Raw genomic sequence first — 17,163 nt, 5'->3', positions numbered from 1 at the left:
GTCATCGCGCCCTGACCTTCAGCTTCATGGTCTGGTCGTAGATTCGGCCGCCTGTGGTCTCGACACGATTGAGCAGCTCGTAGTTTACGCCGGCGGTCCCTGCGGACAGCCAGACCTTCGTCACGGTGTTCGTGTGCGAGGAGCTGTCGATGACCAGGCCGGTGCCGACCGCGATTGACCACGTCGACCCCGAGATCGTGTCGCCGGGAAGCCGTGCGGTCCAGTCGAGCTCGTAATCCTTGACGTCATCGGGATCCTTGGGGGCCTCCCAGACCTCAGCCATCGGTGAAACCTTTCATATCGCCCTGCGCCTGGCTTCCGCCGGCAGCTCGGTGCTTCGATCTTCGTTGCCCAACACGAGCCGTCGATCTTCGGCCCCCAGCACGCTTCGGCGGTTTTCGGCGTCGAGGACGCGCAACCTGGTCTCACCGGCAATCACCGCACGTCTATTCTCAGCGGCGAGCTCGACGATCCGTTCCGGTGGCGTCGGTGACCCCTGGAGCGCATGACCAGCCCCGGAAGCCGACGACTGGCCGGACGAGGTGCCGTCGGCTTCCGCAACCGCGGAACCGATCGACAGTGCGACGCCGAATCCGCTCGATATCGCGACGCCGGCGCCGATAGCCGACGACAAGCCATCGGCATCGCCAAAAGCAGTCGTGGCCCCGATAGCTGCGGATACCGAGCCACCGTTTGCGGCCACTACAGCGGTGCAAGTCGCCGATCCGGCTCGCGCCACGATCGCTGATCCTGCTGCAGAGGCCTGCGCGGCGCCCGACGATGTCGCGATGGCCGACGCGATTCCGGCGCCCTGGCTGACTGCGGAGCTGCTCCCGCTGGCAGATGCCGCCGAAGCAGCGGTCGCGCGACCGACGCCAGCTCCGATGCCAGAGGAAGTCGAAAGTCCGCCGGCACCTGCGACGGCGGCACCAACGGCTGAAACGCTGCTGTTTCCCGACGCCAGGCCGGTGCTGGCCGAGGACGACAGCCCTGATACGCTCGACGAGCCAGAGGCAGAACCGGCGCCAGCCGAGATCGTGACCGCGGCAGCTGCGGCAACACCGGCGCCCGAAACCGAGCCGGCAGATCCCGCGGTGGCCCGGCCAGTGGCCTGGACCGATGCGGTTGCGCTGCTCGACCCCGAACCCGTTCCTGTTGCGGCTCCACTAGCGCTAGCCTGGCCCGAGCTGCTTGCCGCACCTATGGCGGCAGCAATCGGTCGGCCTGTGGCCGCCGCCGACGCGAGCCCAGCTGCTGCGCCGGTGCCTGTTCCGGTCGATTGCCCGGTTGCCGAAACAACAGAGCCCCCGCCGGCTGTTCCGCCACCACTGGATATCGTGACAGAGGTTGCAGCGGCAGTTGCTGTCGCGGCCCCCGTAGATGCCCCTGCGGCCGATCCGATGCCGGAACCTAAGCCAGTGGCGACTCCCGCCGAGGATGCGGCCCCGACGCCCGCCGTTGTGGCGGCGCCTGAGCCCGCTGCGGCGCCGAGACCTGATGCCGCCGATGAACCGGCGGCCGTCGAGGCACCTTGCGCTGTGACGCCACCTGTAGCCGAAGCTGCGGCCGTTCCGGCGCCAGTGGACCGACCGGTGCCCGTTGCCGCCCCGGATCCCCCTCCAGCACCAACTGCGGCATCGATCTTGATCCCAACCGCCGTCGCATTTCCGGTACCGGAGGAAGCGCCGACGCCTTCACAAGTTGCCCGGCCAGTTGCTGTCGCTGTGCCAGTTCCGGTTGCCGAGGCGCTAGCGGTTCCAATTGCGGTACCAGCGCCCGACGCTGTTCCGGTGCCACCTGCTGCGCCAGCCGAGCCGGCCGAGACAGCATAGGTGATAACAATGAGGCCCTGGCCACCGATACCACCGTTGCCGGTATCGCCGCCGCCTCCACCCCCACCACCGTAGAGCGCACCAGCACCACCAGCGCCACCAGAGAAACCACCGCCGCCGCCGCCGCCGCCGGAACCATGGGTATTATCCCACTCGGCGCCGACGCCGCCGGCAGCACCTGTGGTGACACCGCCGCCGCCGCCACCGCCTACAGCACCGCCAGTGCCCGCACCTGACCCGCCAGCACCGCCACCATTTCCATATGGTCCAGCACCGCCAGGACTGCCGTTGGCCCCACCATTGGTGCCTGCGGTGGACATGTTGCCGCCGGCACCGCCGCCACCACCGCCACCATCGTTGGAGCCCGTCGCGCCGTTACCACCGTTCTTGCCGGCGCCCCCTATGCCGCCGGCGCCGCCGCCACCGGCACCCTGGCCGCCGGAATCACCGTTGCCGCCATTGCCGCCGGCAAATTTGACATCTCCGACGCCGGAGGTATCTCCGCCTAAACCGCCAGCTGTTCCGGTGGAACCTGCGCCAGCCTTGGCTGACACTATGGATCCTGCCAGCGTCGTGCCCCCGAAGCAGGTATCGGCGCCATTGGCAGAGCTTGTTGCACCACCTGTGCCGACCACAACCGTTTCGGTCGCGTTAAGCCCGGTGACATCGAACGAGGCGGAATAGGCTCCACCGCCGCCACCACCGCCCGTGACATCTTCACCGGCACCACCGCCGCCGATGACCTCGATGCAATTGACATCGGACCAGTCGCTCGGCTTCGTCCAGGTACCGCTGCCTGTTGCGGTAATGAACGAGGTAACGACATTAGGATCTGGCTTGATCGCAAGAACGATCGATGTCGTGACGTCGTTGGCCTGAGCCCAAGTAACGGCACCAGTCGCGGCCGCTGTCGTCTGGTTCGAAATGGCCAGACATGTGCCGCAGTTGTTGCCGCCGGTATTGATGTTGTCGAAGCGCTCAACCAGCGAAGTCGGGCTGGTTGCGGCCTGCGTCGTGATCGTGCGCGCGCCGACTGTATTGTAGACCACGAGACCCACGGCGCACCCGTTTACGCTAGGGGTTATCGAGGCGTGGGTCTCGTTACCGGAAGTATTGTCTTCGAGCGAATAGGTGTCGAAAGGATCGCCCGTCGGATAGGCAAACCGCAGGACGACAATGCCGCCAGAGCTCGCGGTCGTCATCCCGCTTACTGTGATCGTCTTGCCGGCTGTCGCAGATGTGGCGCGCTTCCACCACAAGGAAGCCTTGGACGTTTCCGAGTTCTTTCGCGTCCAGGTGTTGCCACCGGTGTCATTGTCAGTGACCGTCGGAGCGGCGGTTGCTCCACGATTGGTCGCCGCCAACACCATGATATCGCCGGTTCGAACCGTCGACGGGATCGTTATCGTAAAAGATGTCGTCGGATTGGTCGAACCAACCGCGGAGCCGACAACGACTATGGCCATCGTGGCTACTTCGCGATGCCGAGCAGCTTCTTCCGCGTCGCCGCGCGCGCCTCGAGCATCCGGGCCCGAACGAATTCGGGATACTTCCTGCCCTCCGCATAGGCATCGGCGATGGCATCTGACATCGCCCTTTCGACCTCCTTCGCCAAGGGTATCATGTCAGATGAGCTCGGACGTACGCAGACTCCGACAGCATCGACGACACGGGGATAGAGCCGCTCGGCGCGCGGTCGCAGTGTATCCGGCAGTCCGGACGGATACCCGTTGTCGACCAGCCAACGATGCGAATATGCGCGCAGCTTGAGGTCGATCGACGCGGCCTCGGTGCGAGCCCGATGCAGCATGAACAAGGTCTCAACATCGTTGGCGGGCTGACGAAGGTGCGGGGAGACCTCGCGCCAGAGCGCGCGGGCACCGGCGACGTCGAGCTCGACGAGGCATCGCCGGAACGCATCGCCGAGCTGCATCGCTCAGTCCAGCGTGATCGCCGTCGCGGTGGTGAGGCGCGGGGTCACACCATTGCCGGAGACGATGTTCGGAGTCACCGTTCCTGAAAACAGGATCGCAGTGGCGCCGCCTCCCGTCTTGCCCGTCGAGAAGTGGGAGATCGTGCCGGAGCCACCGGTACCGGCCGGGAAATCGATGTTGGCGAAAGGGCTCACGCTATTCGCGGTGACCGTCCAGCCACCCGAGGTCCTGGCCACGTTGACACGGGCATACGAGGTATAGGCGGATTCGCTGGTCGTCATATCGCCGGCCTCGCCGGGATCCGCGGTATGGGCGGCGACATGGATATTGGTCTGCGGTGACGACGCCGCGTTGTCGGCATAGTTTGCCCAGGCTGTGGCATTGAAGATCAGCAGCAGAAGGGCATTTTCAAGCGCATTGCTCATCGACATGGCTTCGGTTCCTTACTCAGCCGATTGCGATATTGCGGAAACGGCGAAGCTTGCCGGCGATTGATGCCGGGACGGCTCCATCGGAGGACTGACCGGGTACCGAGCCGATCCACCAGTTCTTTTCGGTGCGCAGGACGTCGGGCACATCGACGACTTCGCTCCGCAGCGCGAGATCGCGCTTTTGATTCTGCCATGCGAGCTTGAAGAACTCGGATGCAGCCATCTTGAGGTCGCCGGGGATGGCTTCGAAGCCGGCCTTATAGGTCACCACGATCCGGGTTGCCCGCCACTCCATCGGGCGGTCACCGCAAAGCCTGTGCATGATGCCGGATTCGGGATCAGCCTGATATTCGGTGTCGGCCAGGATGACACCGCCGGCGACGACGGACAACAATTCGATATCGTGCCGGCGTGACAGCAGCAGCTCGTCGCTCAGCACCCAATAGAAGGTTTCGACCAGCGTTTCCTGCCAAAGCGTGTGCTCCGCACCCTTGCCGACCGCGATGTTGCACTCCGACATGATGGCCTGAGCCACCTCGAGCCCCATTGCCTTCAATTGGGAGTCGCTGGCCGACCCCGAAATTTCAGCAGCGGCACGCATCTCCTCGATGCTCAGGAGCTGTAGGCTATCGGCGGCGACGTCGACGACGAGCTGAGACCGTATCATGTCGAGCATCCTCCGTTGGGCCGCTGCCGGCGCATTCGCGCGCCGGCCCGCGATTTCAAGCCTGGGCTGCCTTCAGCGCGGCGAGGATTTCCGGTTTGGTCTTCGCGGCCGATATGTCGACGCCACGTTCAGCGGCGAGCTTCTCGAGCTCATCCTTCTTCAACCCGTCGAGATCAACGGTCGGACGCGGCGCGGCTCCCGGCAACGGATCGCCGAACTGGTTGGTTGCCTTGTTCTCGCCGGTAGTCTTTCCGGCATCCTGCTGATCCAACTGCTCCTGTACCGCAGCGGCTGCCGAAGGCGGTGTTGCCTCGCCTGGCTTCGAGAGTGGTTGTTCGGTGACGCCTGAGGTGGGGTCGATGCCGAATACAGGTTCTACGCCCTGCATTTCGGCCAGCATCTGGCGTTTGGCCGCGAGAACCAGGTGGGCGTGCACCAGGTTGCCGCTGTAGGGCTGGCCCGAGCGCGCAATGATGTCCTTGAGATCCTGGTCGGATGCTGCCGACAATTGGCGGTCAAATGCGGCGATGATTTCGCGGTTGAGTGCCTCTTCGGCCGGCAGTTCGTCGGCGGCGCCGCGCTCGACAAACCCGGCGTCCACCATACCGTCGAATGTACGCTGGCTGACAGCATAACCGACCGGCGGAAAATCCGTGTTCACGGGGAGGTGCTGAATGCTGATCCCGTCAAATGCGAACGGGAATGCCTTGATGACCTTGCCTTTCATGGCGACCGATCCTTCTACTTGTGAGAGGGAGGACCGGCGCGCCGAGGCGCCGACCCATCAATTGCCGGCGTTATGCCGGCGGGTTCGCGGCGGGGCCGAGATTGAGCCTGCTGTTCAGCCAAGCCCCGGCGACGAAAATGTTGCCGGTGTTCGCGACGGGCGTCAGGGTGACGCGCTGGTATTGCTTGCCGCCGGTGTAGCCGATCTTGAAGACCTTATCGTCGCTGGAAAACAGCGGCGTTGCCAGAAGCTCGGTGCCGTTCAGCATGTCGTCCGGCACCGCGGTGGCGTCGGACATGTTTGCGGCGTCGCCGTGTTCCATCAGGAACGTGAAGGTGACGTCGGCATCCGCGATGGAGCCCATCAGCAGCAGGAAAGCCACGGCTTCGACGCCGAGGCGATTGTTGATCTGAGAAACGAAGGCGGTGTTGTCGGTCACCGCGGCGGCCGGCGAAATCCCGCGCTTTGGATCGATATGAGAGATGATGTCCCGCATCGGGACCTCCATTTGAAAGGTGCCGGCGGTCGCGCCGGACAGGATTGAGAGGGAGAGGCGCGGGGTCGCCGCGCCTCTAATGGCTCAAGGGAGATCAGGTCCCGACGACCTGCAGGGCATAGGCCTCGAAGTCGACGACATCGCCGCCGACACGCTGGCGCGTGTAGAACTCGACGAACGGCTTCGACGAGTATGGGTCGCGGAGGGTCCGGATGCCGAGACGGTCCACGACGGTGTAGCCGGCGCGGAAATCGCCAAAGGCCACCGGCAACGCGCCGGCGCCAACCGATGGCATGTCGTCGGCGCGGCGGACGTTGTAGCCGAGCAGGATCGACGGCTTGCCGGCCTCAAGGCCAGGCCGCCAGATATACTGGCCCTGCGAGTCCTTGAAGAGCATGACGGCGCCAACGGTGCCCCGCTTCATCATCCAGTTCGCGTTGGCGAGGTACCGGTCCTTGATGGAGAACGTCATGGTGACGAGACCATCGGCCGTCAACAGGGTGGCGTGGCCCGACGGGACCTGCATGATGGTGCCGCGAACGCCAGCGGAACCCGCCGGGTAGGTCAGGATGCCGCGAGGCTTCTTGATGCCGTTGCCCGAAATGAACGCAAGGGCGCGCATCCGGGCGAACTTGTCGGCGACCTTGCCGGCAAGCCAGGCCTCCACGTCGATGCCGGCATCCTCGAGCAGCTGCTGCGTTGCTTTCGGCTTCGCATAGATTTCGTGGACCGGAATACGCTGGACGCCGACCTGCGGCGTGCTGGTTTCGGGACGGGCCTCGGTTTCACCAACCCAGCCGGCGCCGGCCTCGTCGGTGTCGACCGCGATCTCGAGCGCATCGGTCGAGACGGACTCATGATAGGCGAGCTCGTCGAGCGGCGAGGTCTCGTAGACCTTGGTGATGATGCGGGCCGACACCGACGTCGGCACCAAATAGCCGCCGTCAGGATCGGAGCCGACCATCATGGCCTTCTGTTCGTCCTGCGAGAGGGTGTTGATCTCGCGGCGGATCGACATCTTGAAGGCGTCGACATAGGCCTTGTACTCGTCGACGTTGGTGTCTTCGGGCTTCAGGTTGGTTGTCGACTTGAGCTCGCCACGACGGGACATCGCGACGCGCTTGAAGTCGGTGGCGTGCTTCAGCACGGTGTCGACATCGCCGCTGCCGCCGAAACCGGGGCGCCCCATCTTCTTCTGGATTTCGAGAACCGCCTCGGCTTCCTTGGCGGCCTTATCCAGGATCTCCTGGACCTTCTTCTCGATCGCGGCGTGCTTCTCCTCGACGCCACGGGTCAAGGCTTCGAGATCGTTCTTGAGCTGGGTGCCTTCGCCGGCGGCCTTGCCGGCCTTTTCGGCGAGCTCGCGAACCTCCTTGAGGTCCTTTTCCATCGAGGTCTTCAGCGAGCCGACATCGTCGCCAAACTTCTTCACCTCGCGCTGGACATCGTCCAGCACGTCCTTGAGTTCGGGCATTTCGCCCTCCTAATTGTCAGGTTGAGGTCAGGCTGCCCGGAACTTTTTCAGTGAATCGAGCAGTTCCATCGCCATCGCTTCCTCACGAGCGTTGGGAGATGGGTGGCCCTCAGCCTCACGCTGAAGGTGCTTCTTCACGATGGCGACGGCCCTCACGGCGTCGGTCGCGGAGAGAATGGATTTGAGCTCGCGTTCGAGCTCACGGGGATTGAGAAGATCGGCGGCCTTGACCTGGCCGATCAGCGCCTTGTCGTTGGAGCCCCACGTCACGATGCTAACCTCACGGAGGTCGATCTCTTCGAGCCACCGTGTCGGGTCCTGGGGCTTCGATCCCATCCGGTACTTGATCGGCCGGTAGCCTATGGAGAGACCATCGAGTTCGCCGCTCTTCATGCCTTCATGGATCAGGGCACCGCGGTCGGTGTTGATGGCAAACAGCTCGCCTTCGACCTTGAGCCCCTTGGAGTTCTCTTCCATCGACGTCCATTTGCCGATCGGAAGCATGTCGTCGACGGGACCAAAGAAGCCGCCGTGCTGAAGCATCATCTTGGGCAGTTTGCCCTTGTCGCCCCAGTCGCGAAGGCTCTTCGCGAAGGCGCCCTTTTCGACGATATCGCCGTGGGAATCCACGTTGCCAAAAATCGACGCATAGCCAGAGAACGTGCCTTCCTTGACACCATTCGAGGCGAATTTGAGCTCGTCGAAATTGACGTTGAAGTGTTCCATTTGGCTCACTCTCCAGCCACAGGCGCTTTGGGCGCGGTGAGAAAGATGGGTTTTCCGTCGGCGCCGATCGCCACCATGTTGGCGGGGACGTAGAGGTAATCGCCGCCGGGAATCGGGGGCTCCTCATCATCGGCGCGGATCTGGTTCGGAGTCCGCCAGCCGGGGCTTGAGCCGCCCAGCGCGGATTTGTTGTACTCGGCTCGATCCTTGGCGTTGGCGCGCAAGAATTCCTGGTCGACAAACCCGGTGTAGAAGCCTTTGGCGCGCTCTTCCTTGGTGAGCAGGAAGAGATCAGCGGACGCCTCGAAACGGCGGTGAATCGGTCGAACCGTATGGACGAGATGGGCCAAAAACATCTCGGACGCCGACGCAAAGGTCGCGTTCTTGTCTCCGGAGAAGCCGATCATGATCGGCATCGTCCGCATGACCTCGCAGATCCGCTCGACCTGGAATTTCCGGGTTTCAAGATGCTGGCTGTCGACGCCATTCATCCGGACCGGCAGGAATTTAGCATTCCTGTCGACGGCCATCAGCTTGCCGACGTTGTCGGCGCCGCCGAAATGCCGACGCACCCATGCGGCGAGGCGGATCAGGCCGGCTTCATTAACGTTGCCCTCAACGGACAAAATTCCGCTCGGCATCACACCGTTGCGATGGAACGAGGCATGACTTTCCTCGGCGGCAAGCGCCAGGCCGATGGCCTCGGATGCGAAGCGGACGATATCGAGTCCCTCCACGGTGTCCCACGACGGGCCTTTGACGTGCCAGATCTTGTCGCCAGAAACCGTTTGGGTGGTACCGTCGAGCCCTTGCAGCGTGTAGGTCCGCGAGTAATCGGGATGCTGCTTGAAGGCGACCCGGGCAGGATCGAGCAGGATCATTTCGAGGATCCGGCCATTCGGAAGCTTGTTCAGGAAGGCGTATGATCTGCCAGCGAGATCGACGTGGAAACTTTGGGTTTCCCTGAATTCCAGGCTCGTCATCCATTCGTTCGGCGCCGTCGCCATCAGGTCGTAGAGCGGATGTGTCCTGGCTTCGGTCGGAACGTTGCTGCCTTCCGGCTTGTGGTAGAGCTTCCAAGGCACAGTGGCGTGGCCGTCGGCGCGGACTCGCGCGCAGGCCAGAACGGTTGTCACCGACAAGGCGGAGCGCCAGTTCACGGCGACCCCGGATTTCGACGTCCGGTAACCGCCGAAGAAGTTGGCCCACATCTCGTCGACGAGGCCATATCGCGACGAGCCGTCAGCCTTGACCTCGGGCTGTGCGAGCGTTCCGAACAGGCCGCGCATCAGTTCGCCCGCCCGGCCAGGGCGAATGCCGCCCACATCAACATCAAGCCGCCGACGATGTATGCGGCGGGGACATGGATTTGAGCGATCCCGTATACGATCGATGCGGCGCCGACGAGCCCGATGCAATCGCGAGCCAGGACCGGTACGGCCCGCGCAACTGACGTCGCACCACGGCGGATACCGCGCGCAGCGGCAGTGACATAGCGCATACAGTTGCTCCAGATGTGGTCAGGCGACGTGGCGGGCCTCGGCCTCAAGGACCGCAGCCGCGATTTTTTCCTCGAGCGCATCGAGGTCGTCGGTGTCCCAACCCGAGACGCCGGCAGGTACCGGGTTCAGGCCCATGAGGACCTGGGCATGCAGAGCAGCCATGAGGGGATCGATCTTCGCCGAACCCGAGACCTGCTTGTCGATGGCTACGGCATTGCCGCGAGGTACCACCTTCGCGTTGCCGACCGCGAAATCCATGAGTTCGAGCCCGGCATGGACGAGCTGGCCGCCGGCGAGGTCGCGTTCGGCATCCTTGATGGCGCCGTTCAGCTTCCAGCCTTGCGGGATACCGACGATGCGTTCCTTGGCGATTCCGCCATCTTCCTTCGTAAGCGCCTTGCGGATCGCAGCGACGCCGAATGAGTCAACGCCGATCGAATTCTCGGCGGCGAGCAAGCCGCTCGCCTCGATATCAAATACGATGCCGGCGAGCTCGTAGACGTCTTCGCCGGGCAACTTCACAAACGTCAGCTGCTTCAGCTTACTAAGATCGTCGAGCTTCGATGCGATTTCGGGCCGGCGCTTCTTCACGATCTCATGCGCCCAGGCATGACTCCAAAGCAGGTTCTTGCCGGTGAACTTGCATCGGCCCATGACGGCGATACCCAGCAAGTCGTCCAGGCCGCCGCCATCGATGCCGATGACGATCACTGAGGATCGGCGTTTCACCTCCTGGAGCGTCAGACGCTTGTTGGCGGCGAGCGGCCAGAATTCGGCACCGGCCCAATTGTCGTCCTGCAGGGCGAGGCCGATCTCGATATTGAGATGCTGTGACGCCCAGATCTTGAGGGCAGCATCGCCCTCAAGCAGTGCCTCGGTATGCCCCTCGATCAGGCGTTCGATGGTGATCGATCGATCCCGGTTCGGGGTGACCATCCACCAGTTAGCAGGATCCTTCCAGGATCCATCTTTCATCATCGAGACCGGGAACTCGTAGAGAACCGGAAGCATGACGCTCTGCGCCTTGCCGTCACGGATCATCCTGGCCTTGATAAGCTCGGAGCGGAACACACCGACCGGCGGCTCGTCGGACTGCGTCGTGATGAAGACGACGAACCCTTCGGGGAAGGGCAGGATGCCACCGCGGATCTGACGGAGGACGCGCGCAGCGCTGGCGATCTTGCCGAGCTCGTGGATCTCGTCGATGAGGACGCCGACGGGCTTCGATCCGACCAGAACCTTGGTGTCAAAGGTCTTGATCTTGAGCTTGGCGCCGTTGGTGCGGTCCCGGATCTCCTTGACGTGTTCCTTGATGTGGAACCGTTTCGTCAGATACGGGTCGGCCTGGATCATGCCGACTGCCTGGCTGAAGGCGGTATCCGACACCGCCTGGGTCGGGCCGATCAGCAGGAATTCGGCACGCGGCCGCTCATTCATGATGAGCGCGGTCATCATGATGCCGGCGCCGCCGGTCGTCTTGCTGTTCTTCTTCGGGACGAGAGTGAAAATCTCTCGGATGAACCGATCGTCGCTGTCCGGCATGAAGCCGCCGAAAAGGGCGGCGACGATCTCGCGGAACCAATCGCCGGCGGCCTCAGCCATTGAGGGCTGGCCGCCGACATCGGGAAGCCTGAGCTTATTGAAGATCGCGACGGCCCTGTCGGCGCGACTGCGATCAAGCGGCAGGTCAGGAATAAGGGACCTGCCCGACTTGAGCCTATCGACCCAGTCCGGGCAGGCGAGGGTGGCGTACATCAGTTCGGACGCCGGCCTGTCCCAACGAGGTCACCCCATTCGGGGTCTCCAGGCCGCTCGTTGGCTTCGCGCTCCGCGAGTTCCTTCTTGCCTGGAGCGGGTTCCTTGGGCGGCGCCGGCGGCTTCGGAGGCGGGCTGTATTCGGACCAGCCCGCTCGAGTCTTCATCCAGAATATGGCGGCGGTGACGGCCTCACGACCCTTTCCGGTCGCGATCTTGAACAGGTTGAGCCCGACTTTCGAATTCGCGATGACGAGGGCTCGATCGAGCTCGACCCGGTAGTGGCGACGGAGCGTCTTGGTGTCGATCTCCATCACGATAGCGATCTCTTCCTGCGTCACAACCGCCGCCATTGCCTCGACCATTTTGCGATCCTTCGCGGTCGGGACATGCTGCTTTCCTTTCATGCGAACTTTCTTCCAAGTGGTTGAAAAATCTCGATGATCTTGAGTTGAAGCGTCCCACAGTACTGCTAACTCCAGAGCACGGCAGGCAATCAAGCCGCCGCGAACCGGAGAAAACCACCATGACGACGACCAATCTTTCCAGCATTGAGATCGCGAAGCTTTCCGCGGTGATCACCGGCGGCGGATATCGCCGGTCCAACACCAAGGACGCGGCTGTCGGTCGCTTCCTCAACATCGCCAACGGCGCCAAGATCGGCATCGACGACGCTACCGCGGTTCTGGCCGCCGCCGATTTCGAGGCCGCATCAGAGGCGCTGAAGGCGCTGGTTGCACCAGCCACGAAGCCGGCGAAGGGCAAGAAGGCAGCTGAGCCCAAGGCCGCCAAGGCGCCGAAGGCACCGAAGGAACGCGGCAAGCGGGCACAGGCCGACGCCGATGCCAAGGCCGGGAAAATCCCTACAGCGCCGGATTTCAGCGCTGAAACCCACAAGGCGCACCGCAAGCGGCTCGCCGAGGTCGTCGCCCTGGTCGAAGCCAGGAATCTGAAGGCGCTGCGCGCGCTCAAGCTCGAGCGGCACACCAGCAGCCGGAAGGCCATCGCTCGCTATCACGAGCTCGCGGTCTGGGCCCTCTCGGCGCCGGCAGCGAAATGAAGAAGCTGCTCACCGAGATGACGATCGACGAATACAACGCCGACATCATCGCAAATGCCGCCTACTTCACCGCATGCCGCAAGACCGGTGTCGGCCGATACGACAAGCGAGAGGCCCCGACACAAGATGCGATCAGGACCATCGCCGCCGAAATGGGGCGCGGAACCATCATCTACGCGATTGGACCAACCGGCAGACAGGCCTTCGTCGACACCATCAGATAGCCGAAGGGGCGCTATTCCGGCGCCCCTTCCTCGATTTCCCCGAATTCGACATCCCCGCAGGCCTCCGTTGCCTTGCGGGGATCGCCTTTGACGAAAACCAGACAGTTCTGATGCGTTTTCCCAAGCTTGCGGCTCGTCACGAACTGTTTCCCGGCGCGGATCGGTAACGATCCAGCCTGGGTCACCAGAATGGCCTCGTTGTAGAGCGGCAGCCCGGCGTCCTCGAAGGCCTCGACGGTGTGGCCGATAAAATTCCGGTACAAACCCTGTCGATCCCGGACATCGCCGACGACGAAGCAGGCGAAGCGATCCGGTTCGAGCAAATCGCAGCTCGCCGCGACGATTTTCCGGTATGTGGCCCGGAAGTCCTCGTATTCCATGGTCGACAGATCACGCGGATCGTCGCTGTAGCGCTCCAAGTCGGCATAGGGCGGGCACGAAAACAGGAAATCTCCGCGCCGGCCCCCGATCAGATCCCGAACATTGGTGCTGTCGCCCTCGACCCACTCCGGAAAAGGATCCGAACAGATTCTTTCGGCCTGTTTTCGATTGGCCTCGATCTGTTCGGGACGTAGGTCGACGCCGAAATATGCCCGACCGAGCCGCGAGGCCACGATTCCGCGAACCGAGCCGCCAGCGAATGGGTCAATAACTAGCCCGCCGACGGGACAGAACCAGCGATAGGCGAGCTCGCATAGCACTGGATCGAAAATCGAAGTCCCGTTCAGCGTCCGCGCCGATCCGTCATCGAACTTCATCTCGCCGAACACGAGCCCGGCCGCAACCTTCGACTTCCGCCTCCGCTCTGCCGCCTTGGCATTGAATTCTGCCCAGGCGCCACCACCGCCGCCGGAAATCTGCGCATCGGCCTTCTTTGAGCGGCTCATCGGCGTGCTCCACGCTTCGGAGCAGTCGCCGCGATCACAGTCGCACTGAAATTCAGCGCGTTTTCGCCTCGGCCGAGCTCGGATTCGATGCCGATCGCCAGCCAGGCGCGCTTTCTGTCCTGCCACCACCCATCGCGGGCGTTGAGAACCGAGAATGGGGCGACCCCGAAACGCTCCATCAGCGAGGCTTTGGCCTCGACGGCGTCGGCGCCGGCAGTCAATTCGCCGTCGAAATCGGTGAAAGACCCGAGGTCGAGCCCTATCGATGACAGATCGATGTCGAGATCAGAGGCCCCAAGCGCCTCGATCTCGAGGCCGAGGGTCTCGAAATCCCAAGATGTCTCTTCGCCGACGCGATTATCGGCGAGGCGATAAGCCCGCGCCTGTGCCGGCGTCAAGCCGACAGCGACGTGGACCGGTACCTCTGCCAAGCCGAGATGGATGGCGGCGAGTCGCCGCGTATGGCCGACGAGTATGATGCCGGCCTCGTCGACAACGATGGGCTGGCGCCATCCGAATTCGCGGATCGAAGCCGCAACTTTGAGTACTGCGCTCTCCGGGATCACTCTCGGATTGCGTTCATAGGGGATAACGTCGGCAATCGGCCGCATCTCGGCCGAGTATGAATTGTGCGATTGCATGAACACATGGCCCAATGAACCCGCCGCAGCTGCGGTGGCGGGGTGGCCAGGAAAACCGGCCGGGTCTGGTCATGCGAGTCTCAAGCTCGCGGCTCGGGCGTTGGCGCGCCCTTGCCCCCGTCGATGACGGTGGCGATCCCCATCCTTTGATAGACGGGAAAGTGCGTTTCAGCGGTTAGGCCGAAAAAAAATCTGCGAATGAGCCCCAGGCGGTCGGGGGCCCCGGAGGCCCTAGAGATTCGATGGCCCCCCGGTCGGCCTGCATTGCGGCAGGATGGGGGTTGGGGGCCCCCGGACCGCCCAGAGATCGACACCCCCCTCCCCATGAGGTAGAAGGGGGGCACTGACAGCAGCCCGGAGATCCGAAGACGGGTAAGGCGTTGATCCAGCCCGCCGAGCTGGGGAGTTGGCAAGGCGGTCAGCAGGAGTTGGACGACCTGCCTGTCAGTTTTTCTTCCCTCGTTCAGTACCGTTCCTTCATCCGATCGGCTCGGGCTGCCACCGTCTTCAAGGTGTGGTGGTGGCCACATAGACACTGCCCGTTGGCGACGTCGTACAGGGCACCGCCGTCCTTTCGCTCCTTGATGTGGTCGGCGAAGAGACGGGCAGGGGCACGGACATGACAGCGATGCCCATGAGTGGTGCCCTCGCACTGGTATCCGGCACGCTCCAGGACGGCACGACGCCATGCCTGATGTTCAGCGGTACGCAGTTCGGGGTCGACCTTCTTGGCTGGAGGTAGCGCGATGCGGACGTCGATCGTTCGGATCGACGGCCCTATGAGCTTTGCCATGGTGCCAGCGTATACCTTTGATCGTAGAGCACTTCAGCCGGGGTCGGCCTGATGGCCGCCCGCCGGAGGGCGTCGGGTCATCACAACTTGGCGTCTACGCGAGGGAAGGGAGCCGCGATAAGGTGCTGAATTCTAACGGTTTCTGGAAATCACGAATTGTGACAATTCGGGATTGTCCCTTTTGTCCCCCCATGTACCCACGGCGTGTACCCCCTTGGCTCCAACGACTCCAAGGGGATCGCCGGAAAGGGGACATCCGGCGGTATAGGTGATGTACCCCGGCACGGCAGTGTTTTTTGCTTGACGCGCCGGGATGATTTGGGCCGATTTAGTCCCAAGGGCAAAGGGGACATCACGAAATGCCGGAATGGCTCACGTTGGCACTTGTTGGTCAGGTGCTCACACATCTCGCCAATATCGCAGCGATCCTGACCGCGGTGTTCGCAGGCTGGATTTGGCTGTTGGTCGTCTGGAAATCGACGCAGCGACGGCGCGAAGTCGAGGCTTACCTGAAGCTGGAAAGAGACTTCGGAGCCATAGGCACCAAGGGCAGTCGTACCATTCACCACCTCGTGGCCAACCTGGCGATGTCGGAGGAACAGATCACTTCGGCCGCTTTCGAAAGCAAGGTCATCAGGGTCTGGTCCGTCGTCGATGATAAGAAGCGCACTACTGACCTGCTATACCAGTACGAGCCCGATGCGGTGAATATCCGGGCGAAAGAGCGTTCCCAGAAGCAAGCGTGGGTAGATCGGGAACGCGCCTCGAACTCTACGACTTAGCCTTGGCCTTTTTCGCCGCCTTCTTGGCGCGCTGCCTCCGCCGGCGTTCGTTGCGCCTCGCCGCCCAGGAGAACTCAGATTGCGGGATCTCGATGCCGCGGTTTCCGGTGCGGTCGCTCTTGTAGGAGAACTCGATCTGGTCGGGGAGCGCATCGGCGGCAGCCCAGTTGTTGAGCCCCTCGGTGGCGTCACCCGCACCTTCTGCGATCGTAGCCGAAACATCGCTGATTTCGGGCTCCAGATGCAACACCCCGAAATCGAGCAATCGGTAATCTTGGACAGGCCTGCGAGCCAATTCGGCAAGAATTTTGTCAAGGGCTCGGTTTTTGCGCTTTGTCCCCGTCGTCGTCGAGATCCCTTCCGAGGCGCACCACCGCTTGAACGCTCTGCCTCCAACCTTCGATTTCAGCCATCCCAGAAGGGCGCGCCGCTCCGCATCAACATCGATGTATGAGACCCACCCATGAACGGTGTCGGCGCGCGAGATCTCGGCCGGGGATGGATCGCGGTCGTACTGGTCCCAGAAATCATGCCGTATCGTGGCCAGGGGATCGCCGTCTTCGGTGCGCAGCTGGCATCTGAAGTCATTGGGCACCTTGCCCCAACCCGCCATGTCCGAGAAGCCATGGGCGTAAGGCAGCTGCTGGCCCCGCAACGGGGCCGGGCCGATATGATCATGGGTTTCTCGATCGAGCCTGACCGCATCGATGAGCAGATCCCGGACCAGCCTGATGTTCATGCGGGCTCCTTGCCGTCGAAGAGCTCGATCTGTGCGGGACCGAACCGGCGATAGAGGCGCTCGAAGACCATGCCGCCCAACGCGTTGCGCTGTGGGACCACACCGCGGAGGTCTTGGCAGATGAACTGCAGCTCGCCGACGGGCATCTCGTCCCAGGCATGTAGCCAGTCCGCGGCGCGGGCCTCGACGATGCCGGCACAGGCCCGGATCATATCTGAAGCCATCCACAAGCCGACCTCATCGAGCAGCACCTTGTTGTTCGCTGTTTCGGCCAGTGTCGTCAGGACGAGGCGCAGGTGACCTTCACCATGTCGCCGCATGATGCGTTCCAGGGTGGCGACGGCCCGTGTCTGCCCGATCTCGGGATAGCGGTGGCCGTCAACTATGGTGATCCCGAACTCGCTGCAGATCGCCTGAACTGTCGTCATCGCGACCTCCCTGGAAGGGGGGACAAAAAGGGGGACATCGCGGGGACAAAAGGGGACAAAACGAC

At 63.0% G+C, this 17,163-nt stretch carries 21 protein-coding genes; 4 read left to right on the top strand and 17 right to left on the bottom strand.

Going from position 1 to position 17,163, the window contains the following annotated elements; translation table 11 throughout:
• Position 1: 1 nt before the first annotated feature.
• The 13 genes from GGQ99_RS23595 to GGQ99_RS23535 form a co-directional block, all read right to left on the bottom strand.
• Positions 2-283, bottom strand: coding sequence for a phage fiber-tail adaptor protein (locus GGQ99_RS23595; protein WP_183264407.1), 282 nt, complete (start codon positions 281-283; stop codon positions 2-4).
• Positions 284-295: 12 nt separating this feature from the next.
• Positions 296-3,298 carry a hypothetical protein gene (locus GGQ99_RS23590; protein ID WP_183264483.1) on the bottom strand — a complete coding sequence of 1,001 codons (3,003 nt, stop codon included), beginning with the start codon at positions 3,296-3,298 and terminating at the stop codon, positions 296-298.
• Between the two features lie 5 nt (positions 3,299-3,303).
• Complete coding sequence (locus tag GGQ99_RS23585; protein WP_183264406.1) at positions 3,304-3,765, bottom strand: hypothetical protein; 462 nt, start codon at positions 3,763-3,765, stop codon at positions 3,304-3,306.
• Between the two features lie 3 nt (positions 3,766-3,768).
• Complete coding sequence (locus tag GGQ99_RS23580; protein WP_183264405.1) at positions 3,769-4,197, bottom strand: phage tail fiber protein; 429 nt, start codon at positions 4,195-4,197, stop codon at positions 3,769-3,771.
• 16 nt (positions 4,198-4,213) lie between these two features.
• Positions 4,214-4,864, bottom strand: coding sequence for a hypothetical protein (locus GGQ99_RS23575; protein ID WP_183264404.1), 651 nt, complete (start codon positions 4,862-4,864; stop codon positions 4,214-4,216).
• 55 nt (positions 4,865-4,919) lie between these two features.
• The gene (locus GGQ99_RS23570) at positions 4,920-5,591 is read right to left on the bottom strand and encodes a hypothetical protein (protein ID WP_183264403.1); all 672 of its coding nucleotides are present in this window, start codon (positions 5,589-5,591) and stop codon (positions 4,920-4,922) included.
• Positions 5,592-5,661: 70 nt separating this feature from the next.
• Entirely contained in the window at positions 5,662-6,087 is a 426-nt protein-coding gene (locus GGQ99_RS23565; RefSeq protein WP_183264402.1) for a hypothetical protein, read from the bottom strand.
• Between the two features lie 94 nt (positions 6,088-6,181).
• The gene (locus GGQ99_RS23560; RefSeq protein ID WP_183264401.1) at positions 6,182-7,561 is read right to left on the bottom strand and encodes a phage major capsid protein; all 1,380 of its coding nucleotides are present in this window, start codon (positions 7,559-7,561) and stop codon (positions 6,182-6,184) included.
• Positions 7,562-7,588: 27 nt separating this feature from the next.
• A complete protein-coding gene (locus GGQ99_RS23555) occupies positions 7,589-8,287 on the bottom strand; it encodes an HK97 family phage prohead protease (protein ID WP_183264400.1) in 699 nt (232 codons plus the stop codon).
• 5 nt (positions 8,288-8,292) lie between these two features.
• Positions 8,293-9,498: a phage portal protein gene (locus GGQ99_RS23550; protein WP_246389722.1), complete on the bottom strand. Its 1,206-nt coding sequence runs from the start codon at positions 9,496-9,498 to the stop codon at positions 8,293-8,295.
• 77 nt (positions 9,499-9,575) lie between these two features.
• Entirely contained in the window at positions 9,576-9,788 is a 213-nt protein-coding gene (locus GGQ99_RS23545) for a hypothetical protein (RefSeq protein WP_183264398.1), read from the bottom strand.
• Positions 9,789-9,807: 19 nt separating this feature from the next.
• Entirely contained in the window at positions 9,808-11,544 is a 1,737-nt protein-coding gene (locus GGQ99_RS23540; protein WP_183264397.1) for a terminase large subunit, read from the bottom strand.
• Positions 11,544-11,909, bottom strand: a complete 366-nt coding sequence (locus GGQ99_RS23535; protein ID WP_183264396.1) for a hypothetical protein — start codon at positions 11,907-11,909, stop codon at positions 11,544-11,546. Before GGQ99_RS23535 ends, GGQ99_RS23540 begins: the two co-directional genes overlap by 1 nt.
• Before the next feature lie 161 nt (positions 11,910-12,070).
• Between GGQ99_RS23535 and GGQ99_RS23530 the strand changes: the two genes are divergently transcribed.
• On the top strand, positions 12,071-12,604 hold the full coding sequence (locus GGQ99_RS23530; protein WP_183264395.1) for a hypothetical protein: 534 nt from the start codon (positions 12,071-12,073) through the stop codon (positions 12,602-12,604).
• The gene (locus tag GGQ99_RS23525) at positions 12,601-12,828 is read left to right on the top strand and encodes a hypothetical protein (protein WP_183264394.1); all 228 of its coding nucleotides are present in this window, start codon (positions 12,601-12,603) and stop codon (positions 12,826-12,828) included. Before GGQ99_RS23530 ends, GGQ99_RS23525 begins: the two co-directional genes overlap by 4 nt.
• An 11-nt stretch (positions 12,829-12,839) precedes the next feature.
• On the opposite strand, the gene GGQ99_RS23520 is transcribed toward GGQ99_RS23525, so the two are convergent.
• Positions 12,840-13,715, bottom strand: coding sequence for a class I SAM-dependent methyltransferase (locus GGQ99_RS23520; protein WP_183264393.1), 876 nt, complete (start codon positions 13,713-13,715; stop codon positions 12,840-12,842).
• Positions 13,712-14,356, bottom strand: a complete 645-nt coding sequence (locus GGQ99_RS23515; protein ID WP_183264392.1) for a ParB N-terminal domain-containing protein — start codon at positions 14,354-14,356, stop codon at positions 13,712-13,714. The genes GGQ99_RS23520 and GGQ99_RS23515 overlap by 4 nt, the downstream gene beginning before the upstream one ends.
• Positions 14,357-14,975: 619 nt before the next feature.
• On the opposite strand from GGQ99_RS23515, the gene GGQ99_RS26335 reads away from it, so the two are divergent.
• Together GGQ99_RS26335 and GGQ99_RS23510 are read left to right on the top strand one after the other, a co-directional pair.
• Positions 14,976-15,098 carry a hypothetical protein gene (locus GGQ99_RS26335; protein ID WP_281380086.1) on the top strand — a complete coding sequence of 41 codons (123 nt, stop codon included), beginning with the start codon at positions 14,976-14,978 and terminating at the stop codon, positions 15,096-15,098.
• A gap of 410 nt (positions 15,099-15,508) precedes the next feature.
• A complete protein-coding gene (locus GGQ99_RS23510) occupies positions 15,509-15,931 on the top strand; it encodes a hypothetical protein (RefSeq protein WP_183264391.1) in 423 nt (140 codons plus the stop codon).
• On the opposite strand, the gene GGQ99_RS23505 is transcribed toward GGQ99_RS23510, so the two are convergent.
• Entirely contained in the window at positions 15,921-16,670 is a 750-nt protein-coding gene (locus GGQ99_RS23505; RefSeq protein WP_183264390.1) for a hypothetical protein, read from the bottom strand. The genes GGQ99_RS23510 and GGQ99_RS23505 overlap by 11 nt on opposite strands.
• Positions 16,667-17,098, bottom strand: coding sequence for a hypothetical protein (locus tag GGQ99_RS23500; protein WP_246389717.1), 432 nt, complete (start codon positions 17,096-17,098; stop codon positions 16,667-16,669). Before GGQ99_RS23500 ends, GGQ99_RS23505 begins: the two co-directional genes overlap by 4 nt.
• Between the last annotated feature and the right edge of the window lie 65 nt (positions 17,099-17,163).

It is taken from the genome of Aminobacter niigataensis, assembly GCF_014200015.1.
GTDB classification, from domain to species: domain Bacteria; phylum Pseudomonadota; class Alphaproteobacteria; order Rhizobiales; family Rhizobiaceae; genus Aminobacter; species Aminobacter niigataensis.
The sequence above is the reverse complement of the archived record's forward strand: the minus strand, read 5'-3'. Positions and strand labels throughout refer to the sequence as shown.